Genomic DNA, 15,930 nt, shown 5'->3' with positions numbered 1-15,930 from the left:
CGTAATCAACTTGGAGGATACGCCGACATGGCTTTTTCCACCGCCGCACGAATGGCATCGGTGCGTTCGCTCTGGCTGCCCCGCTGGCCGGTCTCGGCGCTGGCGCTCCACACCGGTTGCCCCGTGCGGGCATCGAACAGATCCACCCGCACCACCACGACCTGCTCCTGGTACGTGCGCACCATCGGCACCGGATGGTACATGCCATAACCCGGACCATAGCGGTCATAACGGTTATAGCCGCCGTAGTAACCGGCATCATAGTCGTCCCGGACCTGGCGCACGCGGGTTTCCAGACGCAGGTCGGCGCTGACGAACAGGTCGGCGGGCCGGTTGTCATGCAGCGGGCGCAGGCCACGCTGGTCCAGGGCATTGCTCACCGCTTCGGCCACCTGGGCCGAATCCGCCCAGGCGGTACCCGACGGCAGGCGCCCGTCGCGCCAGGTCCAACTGCGATAGCGCCCATAGTCACGGGGCGGCGCAGGGTAAGCGCTGCGGTCGAACACCGTGGCGGCCTCGGGCGGCGCCGGCGGCAGCGGATTGGACGTGGCGACATAGGGGTTGCTGCCCTGGCAGGCCGCCAGTCCCAGGCACAGCATCAACAACCCTGAACGACCTTTCATTTCGCTCTCCGGTCACACTGGACGGCAGATCCAGTGCAGATAACGTCCCAACCCGGCAAACGCCGGATGGCGACGGTGGGCCAGTTCCATTTCCAGCAGCTGCGCAAGCTCCACGCGGCCCTGGAACTCCACCGGCATGTAGTCATGGAAAACCCGCACGCCACTCTGGTTTTCGACCTGCCACAGGTCTTCAAGTTGCGCCGCCAATTCTCGCGGATCAAGGGGTTGTTGCGGCGTCAGGCTCTGTTTTTCGCCGGCCATGTCATTTTTGCGCAACTTGCGAAAATGCCCCTTGAGCAGGTTGCGATAAACCAGCGCGTCGCGGTTGTAGAACGCCAGGGACAACCAACCGCCCGGGACCGTGAGTTGATGCAGCACCGGCAGGATCGCGTGAGGTTCGGCCAGCCATTCCAGCACCGCGTGACACAACACCAGGTCGTACGGCTCGGTGAGCTGGCCGAGCAGGTCCTGCCAAGGTGCCTGGATGAACGTGGCGCTCTGGCCCGCCTCGGCAAAACGCTGGCGGGCGCCTTCGAGCATGGGCTCGGCCGGCTCGGCCAGGGTCACCTGATGGCCCCGCTCGGCCAGCCACAACGACATGTGGCCCAGGCCGGCGCCGATGTCCAGCACACGCAACGGACGCTGTGGCAAGGTCTCCAGCAGATCGGCCTGAAGCACCGCCAGGCGGATCGCACCCTTGGCCCCACCGTAGATTTTTTCGGCAAAACGCGTGGCGAGCTGATCGAAATGACGGTCGCTCATTGGCCGAACCGCCGTTCGCTGTCGGCCAGCTTGCTGCGCACCACAGCGTCCATGTCCAGGCCCAGTTCGCTGCAAAGCAGCAACAGGTACAACACGATGTCACCGACCTCCTGCCCGGCGTGGGCCAGTTTGTCCGCCGGCAACTGGCGCGACTGGTCCTCGGTCAGCCATTGGAAAATCTCCACCAGTTCGGCCATTTCCACACTGGCGGCCATGGCGAGGTTTTTCGGGCTGTGGAATTGCCGCCAGTCGTTACGGTCACGAATGGCATGCAGGCGTTCGGTCAGTTCAACAAGGTTCATCGGGTTCTCCTGAATGCGCATAGCTTCAGGGGGATGACCAGGGAAGGCAAGAGTCTCGGTACGAAGCGACGGTTTGCCCCATAATCGAACCAACTCGGCCGCCACAGCTCCTACAATCAGGAGCCAACGGCTCAGCTCAGATCCCCTCCCATCAGGATGCACATATGCAGGCAGAAAGCTTTTTCGAATGGCTCGGCCAGGCGCTCGGTTCGGTGATCCGTTTCATCGTCGACCTGCTCAGCGGTCTCTTCAACACCCTGGCCAATGCCGGCGGCAATTTTGTCGATGGGCTGTCACGCACCCTGGGCATGGACACCTCGATCATCAGCATCATCGCGCTGATCCTCGGGCTGATGCTGCTGTACTCGGCGATCCGCGCGTTCATGCGGGCCTCGATCGTCATGGGCATCATCTGGCTGGTGCTGGGGTTGTGGTTGTTGAGTTGGATCATTCACTAGGGCTCAGAGCACTGGGTGGGAGCAAAGCTTGCTCGCGATACAGGCGCCTCGGTTCCCTGAAAGACCGCGTCATCTTCATCGCGGGCAAGCCTTGCTCCCACAGATTTTGCTCGTTTCCCACGCTCCGGCGTGGGAACGATCAGGCGAGAACCCGCTACAATCGCGCTCCATCAAGGAGCCCGCATGTCCAACCTGACCACCGACTGGCGCGACCGCCTTACCCATCGCCGGGTCTGGGCGCTGGCTGCGCCAATGATTCTCTCGAACATTTCCGTACCGCTGGTGGCCTTGGTGGACAGCACCGTCATCGGCCATTTGCCCCATGCTCATCAACTGGGCGCCGTGGCGGTCGGAGCGAGTTTGTATACGGTGCTGGCGTGGGCCATGGGTTTCCTGCGCATGGGCACCACCGGGTTCGCCGCCCAGGCTGCCGGGCGTGGCGATGGGGCGGCGTTGCGACAAGTGTTGCTGCAAGGGCTGTTGTTGGCGATGGGGTTGGCGGTACTGCTCGGTGCCGTCGGCGTGCCATTGAGCGACGTGGCGTTGCACTTCATGCAGCCGTCCGCCGAGCTCAACCAGTTGACCCGAGACTTCTTCCACACCCGGCTCTTCGGCTTGCCGGCGGCGCTGGCCAGCTATGCGTTGGTAGGCTGGTTCCTCGGTGCCCAGAATGCCCGGGCCCCGCTGGCGATCCTGCTGGTGACCAACCTGGTCAACATCGCCCTGAACCTGTGGTTCGTGATCGGCCTGGACTGGGGCGTGACCGGATCGGCCCGGGCGTCGGTCATTGCCGAATGGACCGGCGCGCTGGTCGGCCTGGCCCTGGCCCGCAACACACTGCGCGCCTGGCCCGGGCAGATCGCCTGGGCTGCCCTGGGGCTGTGGCACAGTTGGCACTCGCTGCTGGCGGTGAACCGGGACATTTTCATCCGCAGCCTGGCGCTGCAAGCGGTGTTTTTCCTGATCACCGTGCAAGGCGCACGCCTGGGGGATGCGACCGTGGCGGCCAACGCCCTGCTCCTCAACGGCCTGTTGCTGACAGCCCATGCCCTGGACGGCCTGGCCCATGCCGTCGAAGCGCTGTGCGGCCATGCCATTGGCGCCCGCGACCGCCTGGCGCTGCGTCGCTCGCTGGTGGTGGCGTGCGGTTGGTCGTTGATTGCAAGCCTGGGTTTTGCACTGCTGTTCCTGCTCGCCGGCCACCTGTTCATCGACATGCAGACCGACATTCCCGACGTGCGCGCCACCGCTTATCACTACCTGCCTTACCTGGCCGCCTTGCCACTGATTGCGGTCTGGAGTTATTTGCTCGACGGGCTGTTCATCGGCGCCACCCGTGCCCGGGAAATGCGCAACGGCATGCTGCTGACCCTGCTGCTGGTGCTGCCAATCGCCTGGGCGCTGCAAGGGTTGGCCAACCATGGGCTATGGATCACCTTCCTGCTGTTCATGGCCCTGCGCAGCCTGACCCTCGGCGCTTTTGCCTGGCACTTGCAGCGGCACGACCGCTGGCTCGGTGCATCAGCCCACTAACCTTCAATCCTGGCTGCCCTGCCAGCGCCGGCGCAGATGCTCGAGCCGCTCGCGCTGCGAACCACCCACCAGGCCAGGCACTGGCCGGGCATCGGGGTGTTGCAGGCGCAGCCACAGCCAGTCATCGAGCACCGCGCGCTCGGTAAACCCCAGCGCCAGGCCCTGCTGCAAATCCCCCCAGAGCCGCTGGTAATTACATCCGGTGGAGCGGCACCATTGCCAGGCGTGACGCTCCAGCAGGCATCGTTGCAACTGGTCCTGCTGACGGTCGCTGAGGCCGTGCTCTTTCTCCAGCGCCGCCACCGGCAGCCCCGGGTTGGACAGTTGTTGCCAACCCTGGCTGCCGATCGCCCGGTCGGCCCAGGTGCCACCAAACCAGCGCAACAAACTGATCGGGCCCAGCCAGCAACTGAGTTCTTGAGGGTCGCAACCGTCGAAGAAATAGCTGGCGATGTGCGGGTTGTAATAGCTCAACAAGGCTTTGTGATGCAGACCCAGGGTCACCGTCAGCATGCGCCGCAGATGCGCCAGCAATTGCGCAGCGGGCGATGGACTGACCAACAACAGCCCCGGCCAGGAACGTGGGTCCAGGTGACAGAGGCTGACCAACGCAGGCGAGTGGCGCAGATCCACCAGCAGCGGACCGTGCTCTCGCAGCCCATGCAGCTCGGTGTTTTCAAACAAGGCAAAGCACCGGGCCTTGGCGAACTGCGCGTGCACAAGCCGCGCAGCGCCAGGCGCACTCGGTACGTCGAGCAACAGCCATTGCGGCGTTGATCCAGACAAGGCCGCGGCATTCATCGAGCAACACCCGCGCCGCGCCGCATGAGCATACGGCAGGTGCACAGTGGCTGGGCGCAGGGGCTGAAAGGCCCGCCTTCGGGCAGCAAGCACAACAAGACCAGCGGCTCGGCATCCCGGATTGCAGACAACAGGAGCGGATCGGCAACCGACGGCCCACGCGTTTCGCCTGTGGATGACCCATCCACAACCTCTACCGAGGCAGGCGCATCCAGAAATGCACTGATCATCGGCTGATCCGGATCGCCTTCGATAAAGCTCACCAGCACCTCGGTACCGTCACTCAAGGCACCCGCCACGCCCGGGGCCAGTTCGGGTGCCAAAGGCAGCCAGCAATGACTGGGGCTGGAACCTTCGCCCTGGTAGAGCCAGTCAAACTGCACCGCCACGCGCCCCACTCCCAGCTCCGACGGCTCGTCCACCGCCACGACCCAGCCACGTTGCCGGCTCACCATGCGCGGTTTTACCGGGACCTCGTCCGGCACGAACAGCACGCCCCGGGGAATGGCCTTGAAATGATTGCCGTACACCCCCGCCTCTGCGCGGTGCTCGACCTTCGTCAGCAGCCAGCGCCGGTTCCAGTCGGCAAACGGATGGGCCGTCAGCATCAACACCTGACCACCGTGCAGGTTCATCAAGTCGCTGCGGCCCTGGGCGACCTGCTCCCCCGACACATCGGTTCGCACACTGAAGAACCGCACCGCGGCAATCGGCTCGTCGTCCGCGTAGACCGCCTTACCGGCAGGGGGAAAACTGTGCGGATTATCAGCGAACACCAGGCAATGCCCGTCCCGGGTGTGTTCGAAATGAAAGTGGATACCCGCCTGGGCGCATACACGCTGCAGGAACTGCAGGTCCGACTCTCGATACTGGGTACAGAAATCCTGCAGTGGATAATCGCCACCCAAATCCAGGCACAGGCTGCGGCCACTGATGCCATGGGCCTTGAGCACCTGGCGAATGATCTGCGGCACCGAGCGGGCGCTGAAGACTCGCTGGCTGAAACGCTGCGCCAGGCAGGCCAGCTTCGGCCCGATACGCACCCGGCAGCCAGCGCCATGACGGTGTTGGACCAATTCATGAAGCTGACCATGAATGCCCCGGCCCGGGGCCCCGAAACTCAACCAGACGCTGCGGTACAACAGGCCCGCCAGGTCCAGGTTCGCGTCGCGCAACGACAGCTGCGCTTCATAGACGAAAGGTTCGCTGATCGCTTCGCTACCCGTGAAGGTCACGACGTCAACAGGCTCGGGCAGACCGGCTATCTCCAGACGAAAGGCTGGCGCGCTGGCTGGATCGGACATCGGCGTTTCTCTACAGGAGGGGCGGTCGGGGATTCTCGCCGAGAGCCATGGCCGAGTAGAGGGGCCAAGTACAAGTTAGGAAAGGGACTACACGAAATAAGGACATCGCCGGTTAAATGCACCGACGTGCAGAAATAACAACGGCACAAACAAAAACGCCCTCCGGGACTGTCCGAAAAAACCCGCGGCGCGCGGTGCATTTTCTGACAGCCCCGGAGGGCGGTACCGATCAGCCAAGAGGTAGAGCTGATGTAACCCTGTGGCGAGGGGATTTATCCCCGCTGGGCTGCGCAGCAGCCCCCTTTTGATGAGTGCTTCGCACTCAAGCGGGAGCAAGCTCCCTCGCCACAATGAATCACGCCAACCTTAAGGGAGCATCTCCCGCCAAAGGGGCTCTATCAAGAAGACAGATAGGACGAACGCGTCAGCCCCAGGCGCAAGGCATCGAGGAACTGGGTACGTTCGGCGGCGCTGATACGGGCGCTGGCGCACTTGTCGCGGTAGTGAGTCATCAACTCCTCCGGCGACAAGTGCACGTAGCGCAACATGTCCTCGATGGTGTCGTGGGTTTCGATACCGGCGTGGTACACGCTGCCATCGGCGTTCTGGTAGATGTTCACCGAGTCGGTGTCACCAAACAGGTTGTGCATGTCACCGAGGATTTCCTGGTAGGCGCCCACCAGGAAGATGCCCAGCAGATAGTCTTCATCCGGCTTGAGAGCGTGAACCGGCAGGCTGGTCTCGATGCTCTGCTCGTCGACGTACTGCTTGATCTTGCCGTCGGAGTCGCAGGTCAGGTCTTGCAGCACGGCGCGGCGCAGCGGCTCTTCGTCCAGGCGATGCAGCGGCAGGATCGGCAACACCTGGCCGATGGCCCAGGTATCCGGCAGGCTCTGGAACACCGAGAAGTTGCAGATGTATTTGTCGGCCAACTTGTCGTTGAGCTCATCCAGCACCTGGCGGTGCGAGCGCTGGCGCGCCTTCAACGAGTTGTGCAGGCGACGGCACACCGCGAAGTAGCACTGCTCGGCCAAGGCTTTTTCGGCCAGGGTCAGCTTGCCGTCGGCATATTGGGTCGCCACATCGCTCATGTAGTGGGTGGCGCGCCAGTAAGTCTCGGTGACCATCTCGATATCGGTCGGGCCCAACAGGTCAACCAGCCATTGCACGGTTTCCGGCAGTTCCTGCTTGTTGTCGATCACCGGCACGTCGTCGTTGTGTTTCTCGACGTCGGTCACCTGCACCACCAGCATGGCGTGGTGAGCGGTCAGCGAGCGGCCGCTTTCGGAGAAGATGTTCGGATGCGGCAGGCTCTGGGCATCGCAGAACTCCTTGAGCATGCCGACCACGACACCGGCGTAATCGTCCATGTCGTAGTTGATCGAACTGGCATTGCGCGAGTGCGTGCCGTCGTAGTCCACGCCCAGGCCACCGCCGACGTCGATGTGATCCACCGGCAGGCCGAGGTTGCGCAGCTCGCCGTAGTAACGGATCGCTTCCTTGAAGCCGTGCTGGTAGTCCGCCAGGTTGGCGATCTGCGAACCCATGTGGAAGTGCAGCAGGCGAATGCCCTGGTCCAGGCCGGCAGCGCGGAAACGCTCGACCACCGACAGCAGTTGCGCGGCCGACAAGCCGAACTTGGACTTCTCGCCACCGGTATCGGCCCACTTGCTCGACGCCAGGGATGACAGGCGCACGCGCAAGCCGACCTGCGGCTTGACCTTGAGCGTTGCGGCCTCTTCGATCACCAGGCCGACTTCGGACTCTTTCTCGATGACGATGAAGACGTTGTGACCGAGCTTCTGGCCCATCAGCGCCAGGCGGATGAATTCGCGGTCCTTATAGCCGTTGCAGACGATGGTCCCGCCCTTCGGCGCCAGGGCCAGGACTGCCAGCAGCTCTGGCTTGGAACCGGCTTCCAGGCCGATGGAGACGTTCTGGGTGGCGATGATGTTCTCGATCACCGCTTCCTGCTGGTTGACCTTGATCGGATAGAGCGCGGTGTACTTGCTCTGGTATTCCAGGCGCGCGATGTTGCTGTCGAAGGCGCCGGTGAGCTGGCGCACACGGTCTTGCAGGATATCGGGGAAGCGCACCAGCAAGGGCAGCGACAGGCCGCTCTGGCGCAACTGGTCGACTTGCTCGAACAGGTCGATGGGCGAGCTGTCGGGACCGTTCGGACGGACTTCGACGCGACCGGCTTCATTGATCGCGAAATACCCGGCCCCCCAATGGCGAATCCCGTAAACACTGCGGCTGTCCGCAACTGTCCATTGGCTGCCATCGTCTTTGCGTGTGCGTCGTACGGACATCGAAGTCCCCTATAAAGAAGTCAAAATGCACCATCCGGTCGGAGGCTGGGGCAGTCTAGAGAGTGAAAATGACGAATTGCCTGTTAGCAAGGTAGACCCTGCTCCCAGCGATGAGTTTAGAAACCCGTTCAGAACAGGCTCTGTGAAAACCATGCGGGCGACCTCGAACGTGGGGTGCGGGTCAAGCCGAGGGTGGTTTTCACAGAGGCTGCTAGCCGCCGGATTTCTTTGCCTTGAAACCGTGCTTGACCAGTTCCGCCAGCAGCAGCTCGACGTGATCGCCCTGGATCTCGATGATGCCGTCTTTCAACGCGCCACCGGTGCCACAGCGTTTCTTCAACGTGGTAGCCAGTTCCTTGAGCGCGTCTTCGGCCAACGGCACGCCAGTGATCGTGGTCACCGTCTTGCCGCCGCGACCTTTGCTTTCACGGCGCACGCGCGCAATGCCGTCACCGGCAGGGATGGCGGTCTGTTTGCAGATGCAGGCATCCACCGGCTGACGGCAATCAGGACAATGACGACCGGCGTCGGTAGAAAATACCAAGCCGCCCAGGGCGGCGAAGGATGCGGCTTTTTTGGCCACCGGCAATCCTCTTGGGAGGACAAAGACTGGTCGAGGGGGAACATGCCTCGACCGCGAAACCCCACTCAGGCAGGGGCAGCGCTACTGGACCGCAGACACGGTACAGCTTGAAAAGTCGCGCAGTGTAACGGCAAAAAGCCGACTTGCTAAGGGCCAATCAGCGCCAATTTATAGCTTCTTTGCGACGCTGCCGCCATGGACCCGCAAATAGCGTTCAAGCGCCGCCAGGGAGTCCGGGCAGTAAGGCTTTCGCTGGATTTCATCGAGCACCTGCTCGAGGGGCAGAAAACGCGCTTCGAGGACTTCTTCGGGCTGCAGGACCAACGGGCCGTCCCACACCGCCGAGAACGCCGAGCACCACAGGCGACTGCCAGGGTCTTCGAAATAAAAATGGTCGTGGGCGGTCAGTTCAACGCCGCTCACGCCCAGCTCTTCCGCCAACTCACGGGCTGCCGATTCGGCGTAGGTCTCATCGGCCTGCACCATGCCGCCCGCCGCCACGTCCCAGAAACCCGGGTAGATGGCCTTGCTCAGGGTGCGCCGATGAACACACAGCTCACCGGACGAATTGAACAGCATGATGTAGGTCCCGCGTCCGATCAGGCCACGCTCACGCAGCTCTGAACGCACCAGGCTGCCGAGCAGGTTGTCGTGCTCATCGACCCACGCAATCAGCTCGGCATCCGAGGCCACTCGATGAGCGACCTCCCGGGGGCTTTCGCTCATGAATCAACCCTGGTTCAGCAGTTGTCGCAAGTCGATGACCGCTGCGTTGGCTCGAGAAATGTAGTTGGCCATGACCAGCGAGTGGTTCGCCAATACACCGAAGCCGCTGCCGTTGAGGATCATCGGGCTCCAGACCGGTTCCTGGGACGCTTCCAGTTCACGAATGATCTGCCGCACGCTGACCGTAGCGTTCTTTTTCGCCAGGACATCGGCGAAGTCCACTTCGATGGCGCGCAGCAGGTGCGACAACGCCCACGCCTGGCCACGGGCCTCATAGAACACGTTATCGATTTGCAGCCACGGGGTCTCGACCACCTCTTCGTCCACCTGCGGCACCTGGCCCGGGGCCGGGACTTCGGTTTTCAGCGAGGTGTTGAGCTTGACCCGGCCAACGCTGGCCGACAGGCGCTGGGACAACGAACCCAGGCGAGTGCCGACATCCCCCAGCCAGTTGTTCAGGTTGTCGGCGCGGGCGTAGAACAGTGCGCTCTTCTGGCTTGGGTCGGACAGGCGCGCCTGGTAGCGGCTCAGGGAATTGATACCTTCCTGGTACTCAGATTCGCTGGAGGGCAGCACCCAACTGCGGTTGTCGAAGTTGAAGCGCGGCTCGGCCTTGGCCAGGTCGGCGTCCTCGGCGGACTGCGACTGGGAACGGGCGAAGTCCTTGCGCAGCGCACGGCTCAGGTCGCGGACCTGCACCAGCACGCCGTATTCCCAGCTCGGCATGTTGTCCATCCACAGGCCAGGCGGGAAGCGGTCGTTGGAGATGTAGCCACCCGGCTTGCTCAGCAGGGTCCCGGCCACCGTCTTGAGCGTTTCGACCGTGGTGTAGCCCACCACCATCTGCCGGCCATCTTTCTCGGCCGCGGCCTGGGCGTTCTGCTGCACAGGGAACAGCGCGGGCTCCTGGCTCCAATACCAGCCGACGGCAATGGTCACCAGCAGGTAAAGGCCGATCAGCGTCGCCAGTGCGCGGCTGAAAAAAAGCCCACCCAGGTAGCTGCGGGTGTCCGATTTCGGCTCGGCGGCACGTTCAGGCGCGCTGCCCGCGCGGTTTTTCCAGTCCAGCATGGTGATATCCCTTCAATCACTTGAGTTCTCGGTTCGACCACAACCCTACGCCATCGTGCCTGATTTGAAACGCGATAATGCGGCGCCAATCATGCCGGGCGCGACAGGGCAATCGAACAGCACTATAAAGGAAGCGCTGCCATCGGCCTACGAGACTGGTCAGTCACAAACTGAATTTCGCGACTGGACAGAATATTGACGTATGACACTCATCCAGAGGAAAAGAGGTGCTAGCATAGAGCCACCAGTCGATCTCAGCATGCACCCTAACTAGTAGTCAGGATATGACCGAGCCAGAAGACCCCAGCCGTGAGCGCCTCAAGCACCACTTTGCCCAGCGGGTAATTCATCAGGCTCGTCAGATCCTGGAGATTTGGCAGCGCCTGCAACGCAGTGAGTGGTCAAGCACCGACCTGTCGGAGCTCAGCGAAGCCAACCTGCGCCTGCTGCGCTTTGCCGAGCGCTTCGAACAGCCCGAGCACTCCCAGTTGGCCCAAGGCATCAGCCAATCGCTGCAAGCGGTGGACGCCAATCGTGGGCGCCTGAGCAGCCACCTGATCACCGAAATCAACCGCTTGATGCAGCGCTTGTCTCGTACCGGCCTGCGCCATGGCGACCAACTCGAACACACCTTCCTGCCGCCGCTGCGCAAACCCATCTACGTGTTGCTGCAGGACCATGACCGCGCCGAGCGCCTGGCCAAGCAGTTGGAGTTCTTCGGCCTCAGCGCCCAGGCGCTGGACAGCGTCGCAGCGTTCCGCGCCTCGATGGTCGAGCGCCTGCCGGCGGCGATTGTCATGGATGTGGATTTCAGCGGCCCCGGCGCCGGCCTGAAACTGGCCGCCGAAGCCCAGGAAGGCCTGGAGCAACCGCTGCCGCTGTTGTTCTTCAGTTTGTTGGAAACCGACACGCCGACACGCCTGGCCGCGGTGCGCGCCGGTGGGCAGGAATTTCTCACCGGCACCCTCGAAGCCTCGAGCCTGCTGGAAAAGATCGAAGTGCTGACCTGCGTCGCCCAGTACGATCCGTACAAAGTACTGATCATCGATGACTCCCGCGCCCAGGCCATGCATACCGAACGCCTGCTCAACAGCGCCGGCATCATCACCCGCACGCTGATCGAGCCGATCCAGGCCATGGCCGAGCTGGCGGACTTCCAGCCCGACCTGATCATCCTCGACATGTACATGCCGGCCTGCACCGGCACGGAACTGGCCAAGGTGATACGCCACAATGACCGCTACGTCAGCGTGCCGATCATCTACCTGTCCGCCGAAGACGACCTGGACAAGCAACTCGATGCCATGAGCGAAGGCGGCGACGACTTCCTGACCAAACCGATCAAGCCCCGGCACCTGATCACCACGGTGCGCAACCGTGCCGCCCGGGCGCGCAACCTCAAGGCGCGGATGGTGCGCGACAGCCTCACCGGCCTGTACAACCACACCCATATCCTGCAACTGCTCGAGGATTGCAGCTTCCGCGCTCGCCGCGAAGGCAAGCCCCTGAGCTTTGCCATGCTCGACATCGACCATTTCAAACGGGTCAATGACAGCCACGGCCACCCCATGGGCGACCGCGTGATCAAGAGCCTGGCGCTGTTTCTCAAGCAGCGCCTGCGCAAGACCGACTTCATCGGCCGTTACGGTGGCGAAGAGTTCGCCATCGTCATGCCCGACACCGACATCGACGCCGCCTGCAAGGTGCTGGATGAGATTCGCCAACGCTTTGCCGAAATCCACTACCCGGCCCAGCCCCATGATTTGTGGTGCACCTTCAGCGCCGGCGTGGTGGAAATGAGCCATGATTTCGACAGCCTGATGATGGCCAGCCAGGCGGACGAAGCGCTGTACCGCGCCAAGCATGCCGGGCGCAACCGGGTGCAGAGCGCCCGCCAATCAAAGCAAAGTGCCACCTTTTCATCGGAATCGACCGATTCGGTCATAAACCTGTAACGCAAACGCAATAACTTCAGGCACTTACGATTCTGCCCCTGGTAGACCCTTGATGCGCCTGAAGCTGCTGACCAATCTCAACACCCTTCTTTTAGTTGCCGTGTGCCTGGGCCTTGGGGCCACGCTGTGGTGGTCGCAAATTGCCCTGGAGCGACCCTATCTGCTGATGGAGCGCTACCTGGGATTGTCGCGGCAGTTCCAGGGCGAAGTGGCGCGCAACATCGAGGACTACCTGGCCAGCGGCGACGCCTTGCGCCTGAGTGCTGCCACCCAGGCCCTGGAGACCCTGCAAAAAGACCTCGATCAATTCCCCCCGACACTGGCCAAGCCCCTGCGCCCGAGCCTGTCGAACCTCGATGGCTTCAGCAAGACCGATCTGCTGGCCGCCGGTAAACTGGCCGGCGATCCGCAGGCCTTGCTGCTGCAGGCCGAGCGTGAACTGAGCGCCAGCCTCGACCAACTGGCCCAATACGCCAATGGCGCCCCGGCCTACTTGCCCGCGCTGTTTGCCGCGTCGCAGCACCTGGGCCGCTTATCCCTCACGCGGGACAAACTGGTCAGCAGTGGCCGCAGCGAGTTGGCCGCCGACGTCGAGCGGGAACTGGCGAGCATCCGTGTCGAGGCCGAACGCCTCGACAGCCTGCCACTGCTGGGCGTCACCGCCAGCAGCGAATCAGGCAGCGATGATTTCGCCGCGCTGATGGGTTTGGAAACCCAGGAAAAAACCGCCGCCGAAGACGCTGGCATCGCCCTCAAGCGCGAACTCAACAGCCTGCTCGGTCGTTACCCGGCAGAATTGGCCCGCACCCGTGAACTGATCCAGAAACGCACCGAACGGAGCAGCGCCACGCACCTGAAAATCGCCGATGTGCAACAGGCAATCGATGCCATGGAGCCGGCGGTACGGGCCCAGCATGGGCAGATCCAGGGAGAGGTTCGCTTGATCCAGGGGGTGATGATTGGCCTGATCCTGCTGATCGCGCTGCTCATCGACACCTTGCAGCGGCGCCTGGCGCGCACCTTGACGCACCTGGCGCCAGCCCTGTCGACTTGGGCCGAGGGCGACTTCAGCCGTGATATCCACGTAGGCGCCAGTAACCGCGAATTGCAAGACATCGAGGCTTCGCTCAATCGTCTGCGCGCTTACCTGGTGGACCTGGTGGGCACCATTCGGGTGAACGCCGAACAGGTCGCGGGTAGCAGCCGGACCCTGGCCGAACTGAGCGGCGAGCTGCACAGTGGTGCGGAGGATCAGGCCGACGATACGGCGCTGATCCGCGACTCCCTCAGCGAACTGGAAGCGACGATCCAGCAAGTGGCCGGCGATGCCAGCCAGGCCGCAGACGCCAGCCGCAGCGCCGGGCATGCGGTGGAACAAGGGCAGAAAGTCATCGGCCTGAGCCTCACAGGCCTGCATGCGCTGGTGGGAGAAGTACAAGGCAACGCGCAGATGATCGAGCAACTGGCCGAGGAGTCGGCCACCATCGGTGGTGTGCTGACGGTGATTCGCTCGATTGCCGACCAGACCAATCTGCTGGCCCTCAACGCCGCCATCGAAGCCGCGCGCGCCGGGGAAATGGGCCGGGGATTCGCGGTGGTGGCCGAGGAAGTCCGCTCCCTGGCCCAACGCACGGCCGGCGCCACCGCCGAAATCCAGACGCTGATCGCCCGTCTGCAACAGGCCGCACGCCAATCGGTGGACGGCATGCGCGCCCAGGTCGAACACGCCGAAGCCACCGCCAACCAGGCGCAAGCGGCCGACGGCGCGCTGGATGAGATCGTCGGCGCCATCCAGACCATCGCCGACACGGCGGTACGCATTGCCGACGTCACCGCCCAACAAAGCGGCGCCGTCAGCGAAATCCGCGATCACAGCGAGCGGATTCACCAACTGGGCGGCGACAACCTGCTGCGCATCGGCCAGGGGCGCGAACAAGGCGACAACCTGTTGGTCCTCGGCGGGCGGTTGCATACGGCAGTACAGGCGTTTCGGGTTTAGACCTCAGATCCAGTGTGGGAGCGAGCTTGCTCGCGAAAGCGCCGGGTCAGCTTGCATCGATGTTGAATGTACCGCCGTCATCGCGAGCAAGCTCGCTCCCACACTGGATATTCGGTAGGCATAAATTGTGTGTTCACCACAAATCCATGTGGGAGCGAGCTTGCTCGCGAAAGCGCCGGGTCAGCTTGCATCGATGTTGAATGTACCGCCGTCATCGCGAGCAAGCTCGCTCCCACACTGGATCTTCAGCAGGCTTAAATTTTGTGCTCACCACAAATCCCTGTGGGAGCGAGCTTGCTCGCGATAGCGCTGGGTCAGCTTGCATCGATGTTGAATGTACCGCCGTCTTCGCGAGCAAGCTCGCTCCCACAGGGGTTCGGCTCCAACCGTATGACTGGATCAGGGACCCGGGTCACAAATTTCGCGCAAACATCGGTCATCGTGCTGGCTATTGCAGAGAACTGGACAGTCACAAAGGCTTTGCGGCATAGTCGCCAGGTTCTGATACCTGCTCACAGATAACAAGGAACAGCAGATGGCGACCCTATTGGTCCTGCACGGACCCAACCTGAACCTGCTGGGCACCCGTGAACCGGGCGTCTACGGCGCCGTGACACTGGCGCAGATCAACCAGGACCTGGAGCAGCGGGCCCGCAACGCCGGCCATCATTTGCTCTATCTGCAAAGCAACGCCGAATATGAATTGATCGACCGTATCCATGCCGCGCGTGGCGAAGGCGTGGACTTCATTTTGATCAATCCAGCAGCTTTTACACACACAAGCGTCGCATTACGTGACGCGCTGCTGGCGGTGAGCATCCCATTCATCGAAGTGCATTTGTCCAACGTGCACAAACGCGAACCTTTCCGCCATCACTCCTACTTCTCGGATGTAGCAGTGGGAGTGATCTGCGGCCTTGGCGCCAGCGGTTACCGGCTGGCCTTGGAGGCCGCCCTAGAGCAGCTTGAAAAACAGGCAACAGCTTGAAAACAAGCGTTAAGCGCCCCTGACCGACCCTTGGGAGTTGATGATTCATGGATATCCGTAAAGTTAAGAAATTGATCGAATTGCTGGAAGAGTCCGGCATCGACGAGCTTGAGATCAAGGAAGGCGAAGAGTCCGTACGCATCAGCCGCCACAGCAAGACCCCGGCCCAGCAGTTCTATGCACCGGCACCGATGCATGCTCCAGCCGCCGCGCCTGCTCCAGCAGCAGCGCCGGTTGCCGCAGCAGCGCCAGCCGCACCGGCTGCGCCAGTGCTCAACGGCACTGTCGCCCGTTCGCCAATGGTGGGCACGTTCTATCGCAAGTCTTCGCCATCCTCGCCGTCCTTCGTTGAAGTCGGCCAGACCGTGAAGAAAGGCGACACCCTGTGCATCGTCGAAGCCATGAAGATGATGAACCACATCGAAGCTGAAACCAGCGGTGTGATCGAATCCATCCTCGTCGAAGACGGCCAGCCGGTTGAGTACGACCAACCGCTGTTCACCATCGTTTGAA

General features: G+C 62.5%; 15 protein-coding genes. 6 read left to right on the top strand and 9 right to left on the bottom strand.

From position 1 onward, the window contains the following. Positions 1-5 precede the first annotated feature (5 nt). The 3 genes from LOY50_RS03475 to LOY50_RS03465 are packed head-to-tail and all read right to left on the bottom strand — an operon-like array spanning position 6 to position 1,687. Entirely contained in the window at positions 6-623 is a 618-nt protein-coding gene (locus tag LOY50_RS03475) for a DUF4136 domain-containing protein (RefSeq protein ID WP_253471381.1), read from the bottom strand. A gap of 12 nt (positions 624-635) precedes the next feature. Next, entirely contained in the window at positions 636-1,385 is a 750-nt protein-coding gene (locus LOY50_RS03470; RefSeq protein WP_253471379.1) for a methyltransferase, read from the bottom strand. Next, positions 1,382-1,687: a MazG-like family protein gene (locus LOY50_RS03465; RefSeq protein ID WP_003186192.1), complete on the bottom strand. Its 306-nt coding sequence runs from the start codon at positions 1,685-1,687 to the stop codon at positions 1,382-1,384. The genes LOY50_RS03470 and LOY50_RS03465 overlap by 4 nt, the downstream gene beginning before the upstream one ends. A 164-nt stretch (positions 1,688-1,851) precedes the next feature. On the opposite strand from LOY50_RS03465, the gene LOY50_RS03460 reads away from it, so the two are divergent. Further along, a complete protein-coding gene (locus tag LOY50_RS03460) occupies positions 1,852-2,145 on the top strand; it encodes a hypothetical protein (RefSeq protein ID WP_018607618.1) in 294 nt (97 codons plus the stop codon). 183 nt (positions 2,146-2,328) lie between these two features. Next, positions 2,329-3,678, top strand: a complete 1,350-nt coding sequence (locus tag LOY50_RS03455) for an MATE family efflux transporter (protein ID WP_258690292.1) — start codon at positions 2,329-2,331, stop codon at positions 3,676-3,678. Between the two features lie 3 nt (positions 3,679-3,681). On the opposite strand, the gene LOY50_RS03450 is transcribed toward LOY50_RS03455, so the two are convergent. From LOY50_RS03450 to LOY50_RS03425, 6 genes are all read right to left on the bottom strand, one after another. Then, positions 3,682-4,479, bottom strand: a complete 798-nt coding sequence (locus LOY50_RS03450; protein ID WP_253471373.1) for a DUF4123 domain-containing protein — start codon at positions 4,477-4,479, stop codon at positions 3,682-3,684. Beyond that, positions 4,476-5,783 carry a type VI secretion system Vgr family protein gene (locus tag LOY50_RS03445; RefSeq protein ID WP_253471371.1) on the bottom strand — a complete coding sequence of 436 codons (1,308 nt, stop codon included), beginning with the start codon at positions 5,781-5,783 and terminating at the stop codon, positions 4,476-4,478. Before LOY50_RS03445 ends, LOY50_RS03450 begins: the two co-directional genes overlap by 4 nt. 398 nt (positions 5,784-6,181) lie before the next feature. Further along, on the bottom strand, positions 6,182-8,095 hold the full coding sequence (speA, locus tag LOY50_RS03440; protein ID WP_014336393.1) for an arginine decarboxylase: 1,914 nt from the start codon (positions 8,093-8,095) through the stop codon (positions 6,182-6,184). 211 nt (positions 8,096-8,306) lie between these two features. Further along, entirely contained in the window at positions 8,307-8,678 is a 372-nt protein-coding gene (locus tag LOY50_RS03435; protein WP_003197435.1) for a translation initiation factor Sui1, read from the bottom strand. 168 nt (positions 8,679-8,846) lie between these two features. Then, positions 8,847-9,404, bottom strand: a complete 558-nt coding sequence (locus tag LOY50_RS03430) for an NUDIX hydrolase (RefSeq protein WP_024617882.1) — start codon at positions 9,402-9,404, stop codon at positions 8,847-8,849. A 3-nt stretch (positions 9,405-9,407) separates the two neighbouring features. Then, on the bottom strand, positions 9,408-10,475 hold the full coding sequence (locus tag LOY50_RS03425) for a DUF2333 family protein (protein ID WP_003197431.1): 1,068 nt from the start codon (positions 10,473-10,475) through the stop codon (positions 9,408-9,410). A 284-nt stretch (positions 10,476-10,759) separates the two neighbouring features. On the opposite strand from LOY50_RS03425, the gene LOY50_RS03420 reads away from it, so the two are divergent. The 4 genes from LOY50_RS03420 (at position 10,760) to accB (ending at position 15,929) form a co-directional block, all read left to right on the top strand. After that, entirely contained in the window at positions 10,760-12,430 is a 1,671-nt protein-coding gene (locus tag LOY50_RS03420; protein WP_253471369.1) for a diguanylate cyclase, read from the top strand. 52 nt (positions 12,431-12,482) lie between these two features. Continuing rightward, the gene (locus LOY50_RS03415) at positions 12,483-14,429 is read left to right on the top strand and encodes a methyl-accepting chemotaxis protein (protein ID WP_258690291.1); all 1,947 of its coding nucleotides are present in this window, start codon (positions 12,483-12,485) and stop codon (positions 14,427-14,429) included. A gap of 535 nt (positions 14,430-14,964) precedes the next feature. Then, positions 14,965-15,417 carry a type II 3-dehydroquinate dehydratase gene (aroQ, locus tag LOY50_RS03410; protein ID WP_018605716.1) on the top strand — a complete coding sequence of 151 codons (453 nt, stop codon included), beginning with the start codon at positions 14,965-14,967 and terminating at the stop codon, positions 15,415-15,417. 47 nt (positions 15,418-15,464) lie between these two features. After that, positions 15,465-15,929 carry an acetyl-CoA carboxylase biotin carboxyl carrier protein gene (gene accB, locus LOY50_RS03405; protein ID WP_018605714.1) on the top strand — a complete coding sequence of 155 codons (465 nt, stop codon included), beginning with the start codon at positions 15,465-15,467 and terminating at the stop codon, positions 15,927-15,929. Position 15,930 lies beyond the last annotated feature (1 nt).

The organism is Pseudomonas sp. B21-010 (genome assembly GCF_024749325.1).
GTDB lineage: Bacteria > Pseudomonadota > Gammaproteobacteria > Pseudomonadales > Pseudomonadaceae > Aquipseudomonas > Aquipseudomonas kilonensis.
Note: the sequence above shows the minus strand (reverse complement) of the source record. Positions and strands in the feature narration are given on the sequence as shown.

Excerpts from the sequence above, each read along its gene's own strand:
- speA (WP_014336393.1), bottom strand. The coding sequence starts at position 8,095 with ATGTCCGTACGACGCACACGCAAAGACGATGGCAGCCAATGGACAGTT.
- LOY50_RS03420 (WP_253471369.1), top strand. The coding sequence starts at position 10,760 with ATGACCGAGCCAGAAGACCCCAGCCGTGAGCGCCTCAAGCACCACTTT.
- LOY50_RS03470 (WP_253471379.1), bottom strand. The coding sequence starts at position 1,385 with ATGAGCGACCGTCATTTCGATCAGCTCGCCACGCGTTTTGCCGAAAAA.
- accB (WP_018605714.1), top strand. The coding sequence starts at position 15,465 with ATGGATATCCGTAAAGTTAAGAAATTGATCGAATTGCTGGAAGAGTCC.
- LOY50_RS03430 (WP_024617882.1), bottom strand. The coding sequence starts at position 9,404 with ATGAGCGAAAGCCCCCGGGAGGTCGCTCATCGAGTGGCCTCGGATGCC.
- LOY50_RS03450 (WP_253471373.1), bottom strand. The coding sequence starts at position 4,479 with ATGAATGCCGCGGCCTTGTCTGGATCAACGCCGCAATGGCTGTTGCTC.
- LOY50_RS03465 (WP_003186192.1), bottom strand. The coding sequence starts at position 1,687 with ATGAACCTTGTTGAACTGACCGAACGCCTGCATGCCATTCGTGACCGT.
- LOY50_RS03425 (WP_003197431.1), bottom strand. The coding sequence starts at position 10,475 with ATGCTGGACTGGAAAAACCGCGCGGGCAGCGCGCCTGAACGTGCCGCC.
- LOY50_RS03460 (WP_018607618.1), top strand. The coding sequence starts at position 1,852 with ATGCAGGCAGAAAGCTTTTTCGAATGGCTCGGCCAGGCGCTCGGTTCG.
- aroQ (WP_018605716.1), top strand. The coding sequence starts at position 14,965 with ATGGCGACCCTATTGGTCCTGCACGGACCCAACCTGAACCTGCTGGGC.
- LOY50_RS03415 (WP_258690291.1), top strand. The coding sequence starts at position 12,483 with ATGCGCCTGAAGCTGCTGACCAATCTCAACACCCTTCTTTTAGTTGCC.
- LOY50_RS03475 (WP_253471381.1), bottom strand. The coding sequence starts at position 623 with ATGAAAGGTCGTTCAGGGTTGTTGATGCTGTGCCTGGGACTGGCGGCC.
- LOY50_RS03445 (WP_253471371.1), bottom strand. The coding sequence starts at position 5,783 with ATGTCCGATCCAGCCAGCGCGCCAGCCTTTCGTCTGGAGATAGCCGGT.
- LOY50_RS03455 (WP_258690292.1), top strand. The coding sequence starts at position 2,329 with ATGTCCAACCTGACCACCGACTGGCGCGACCGCCTTACCCATCGCCGG.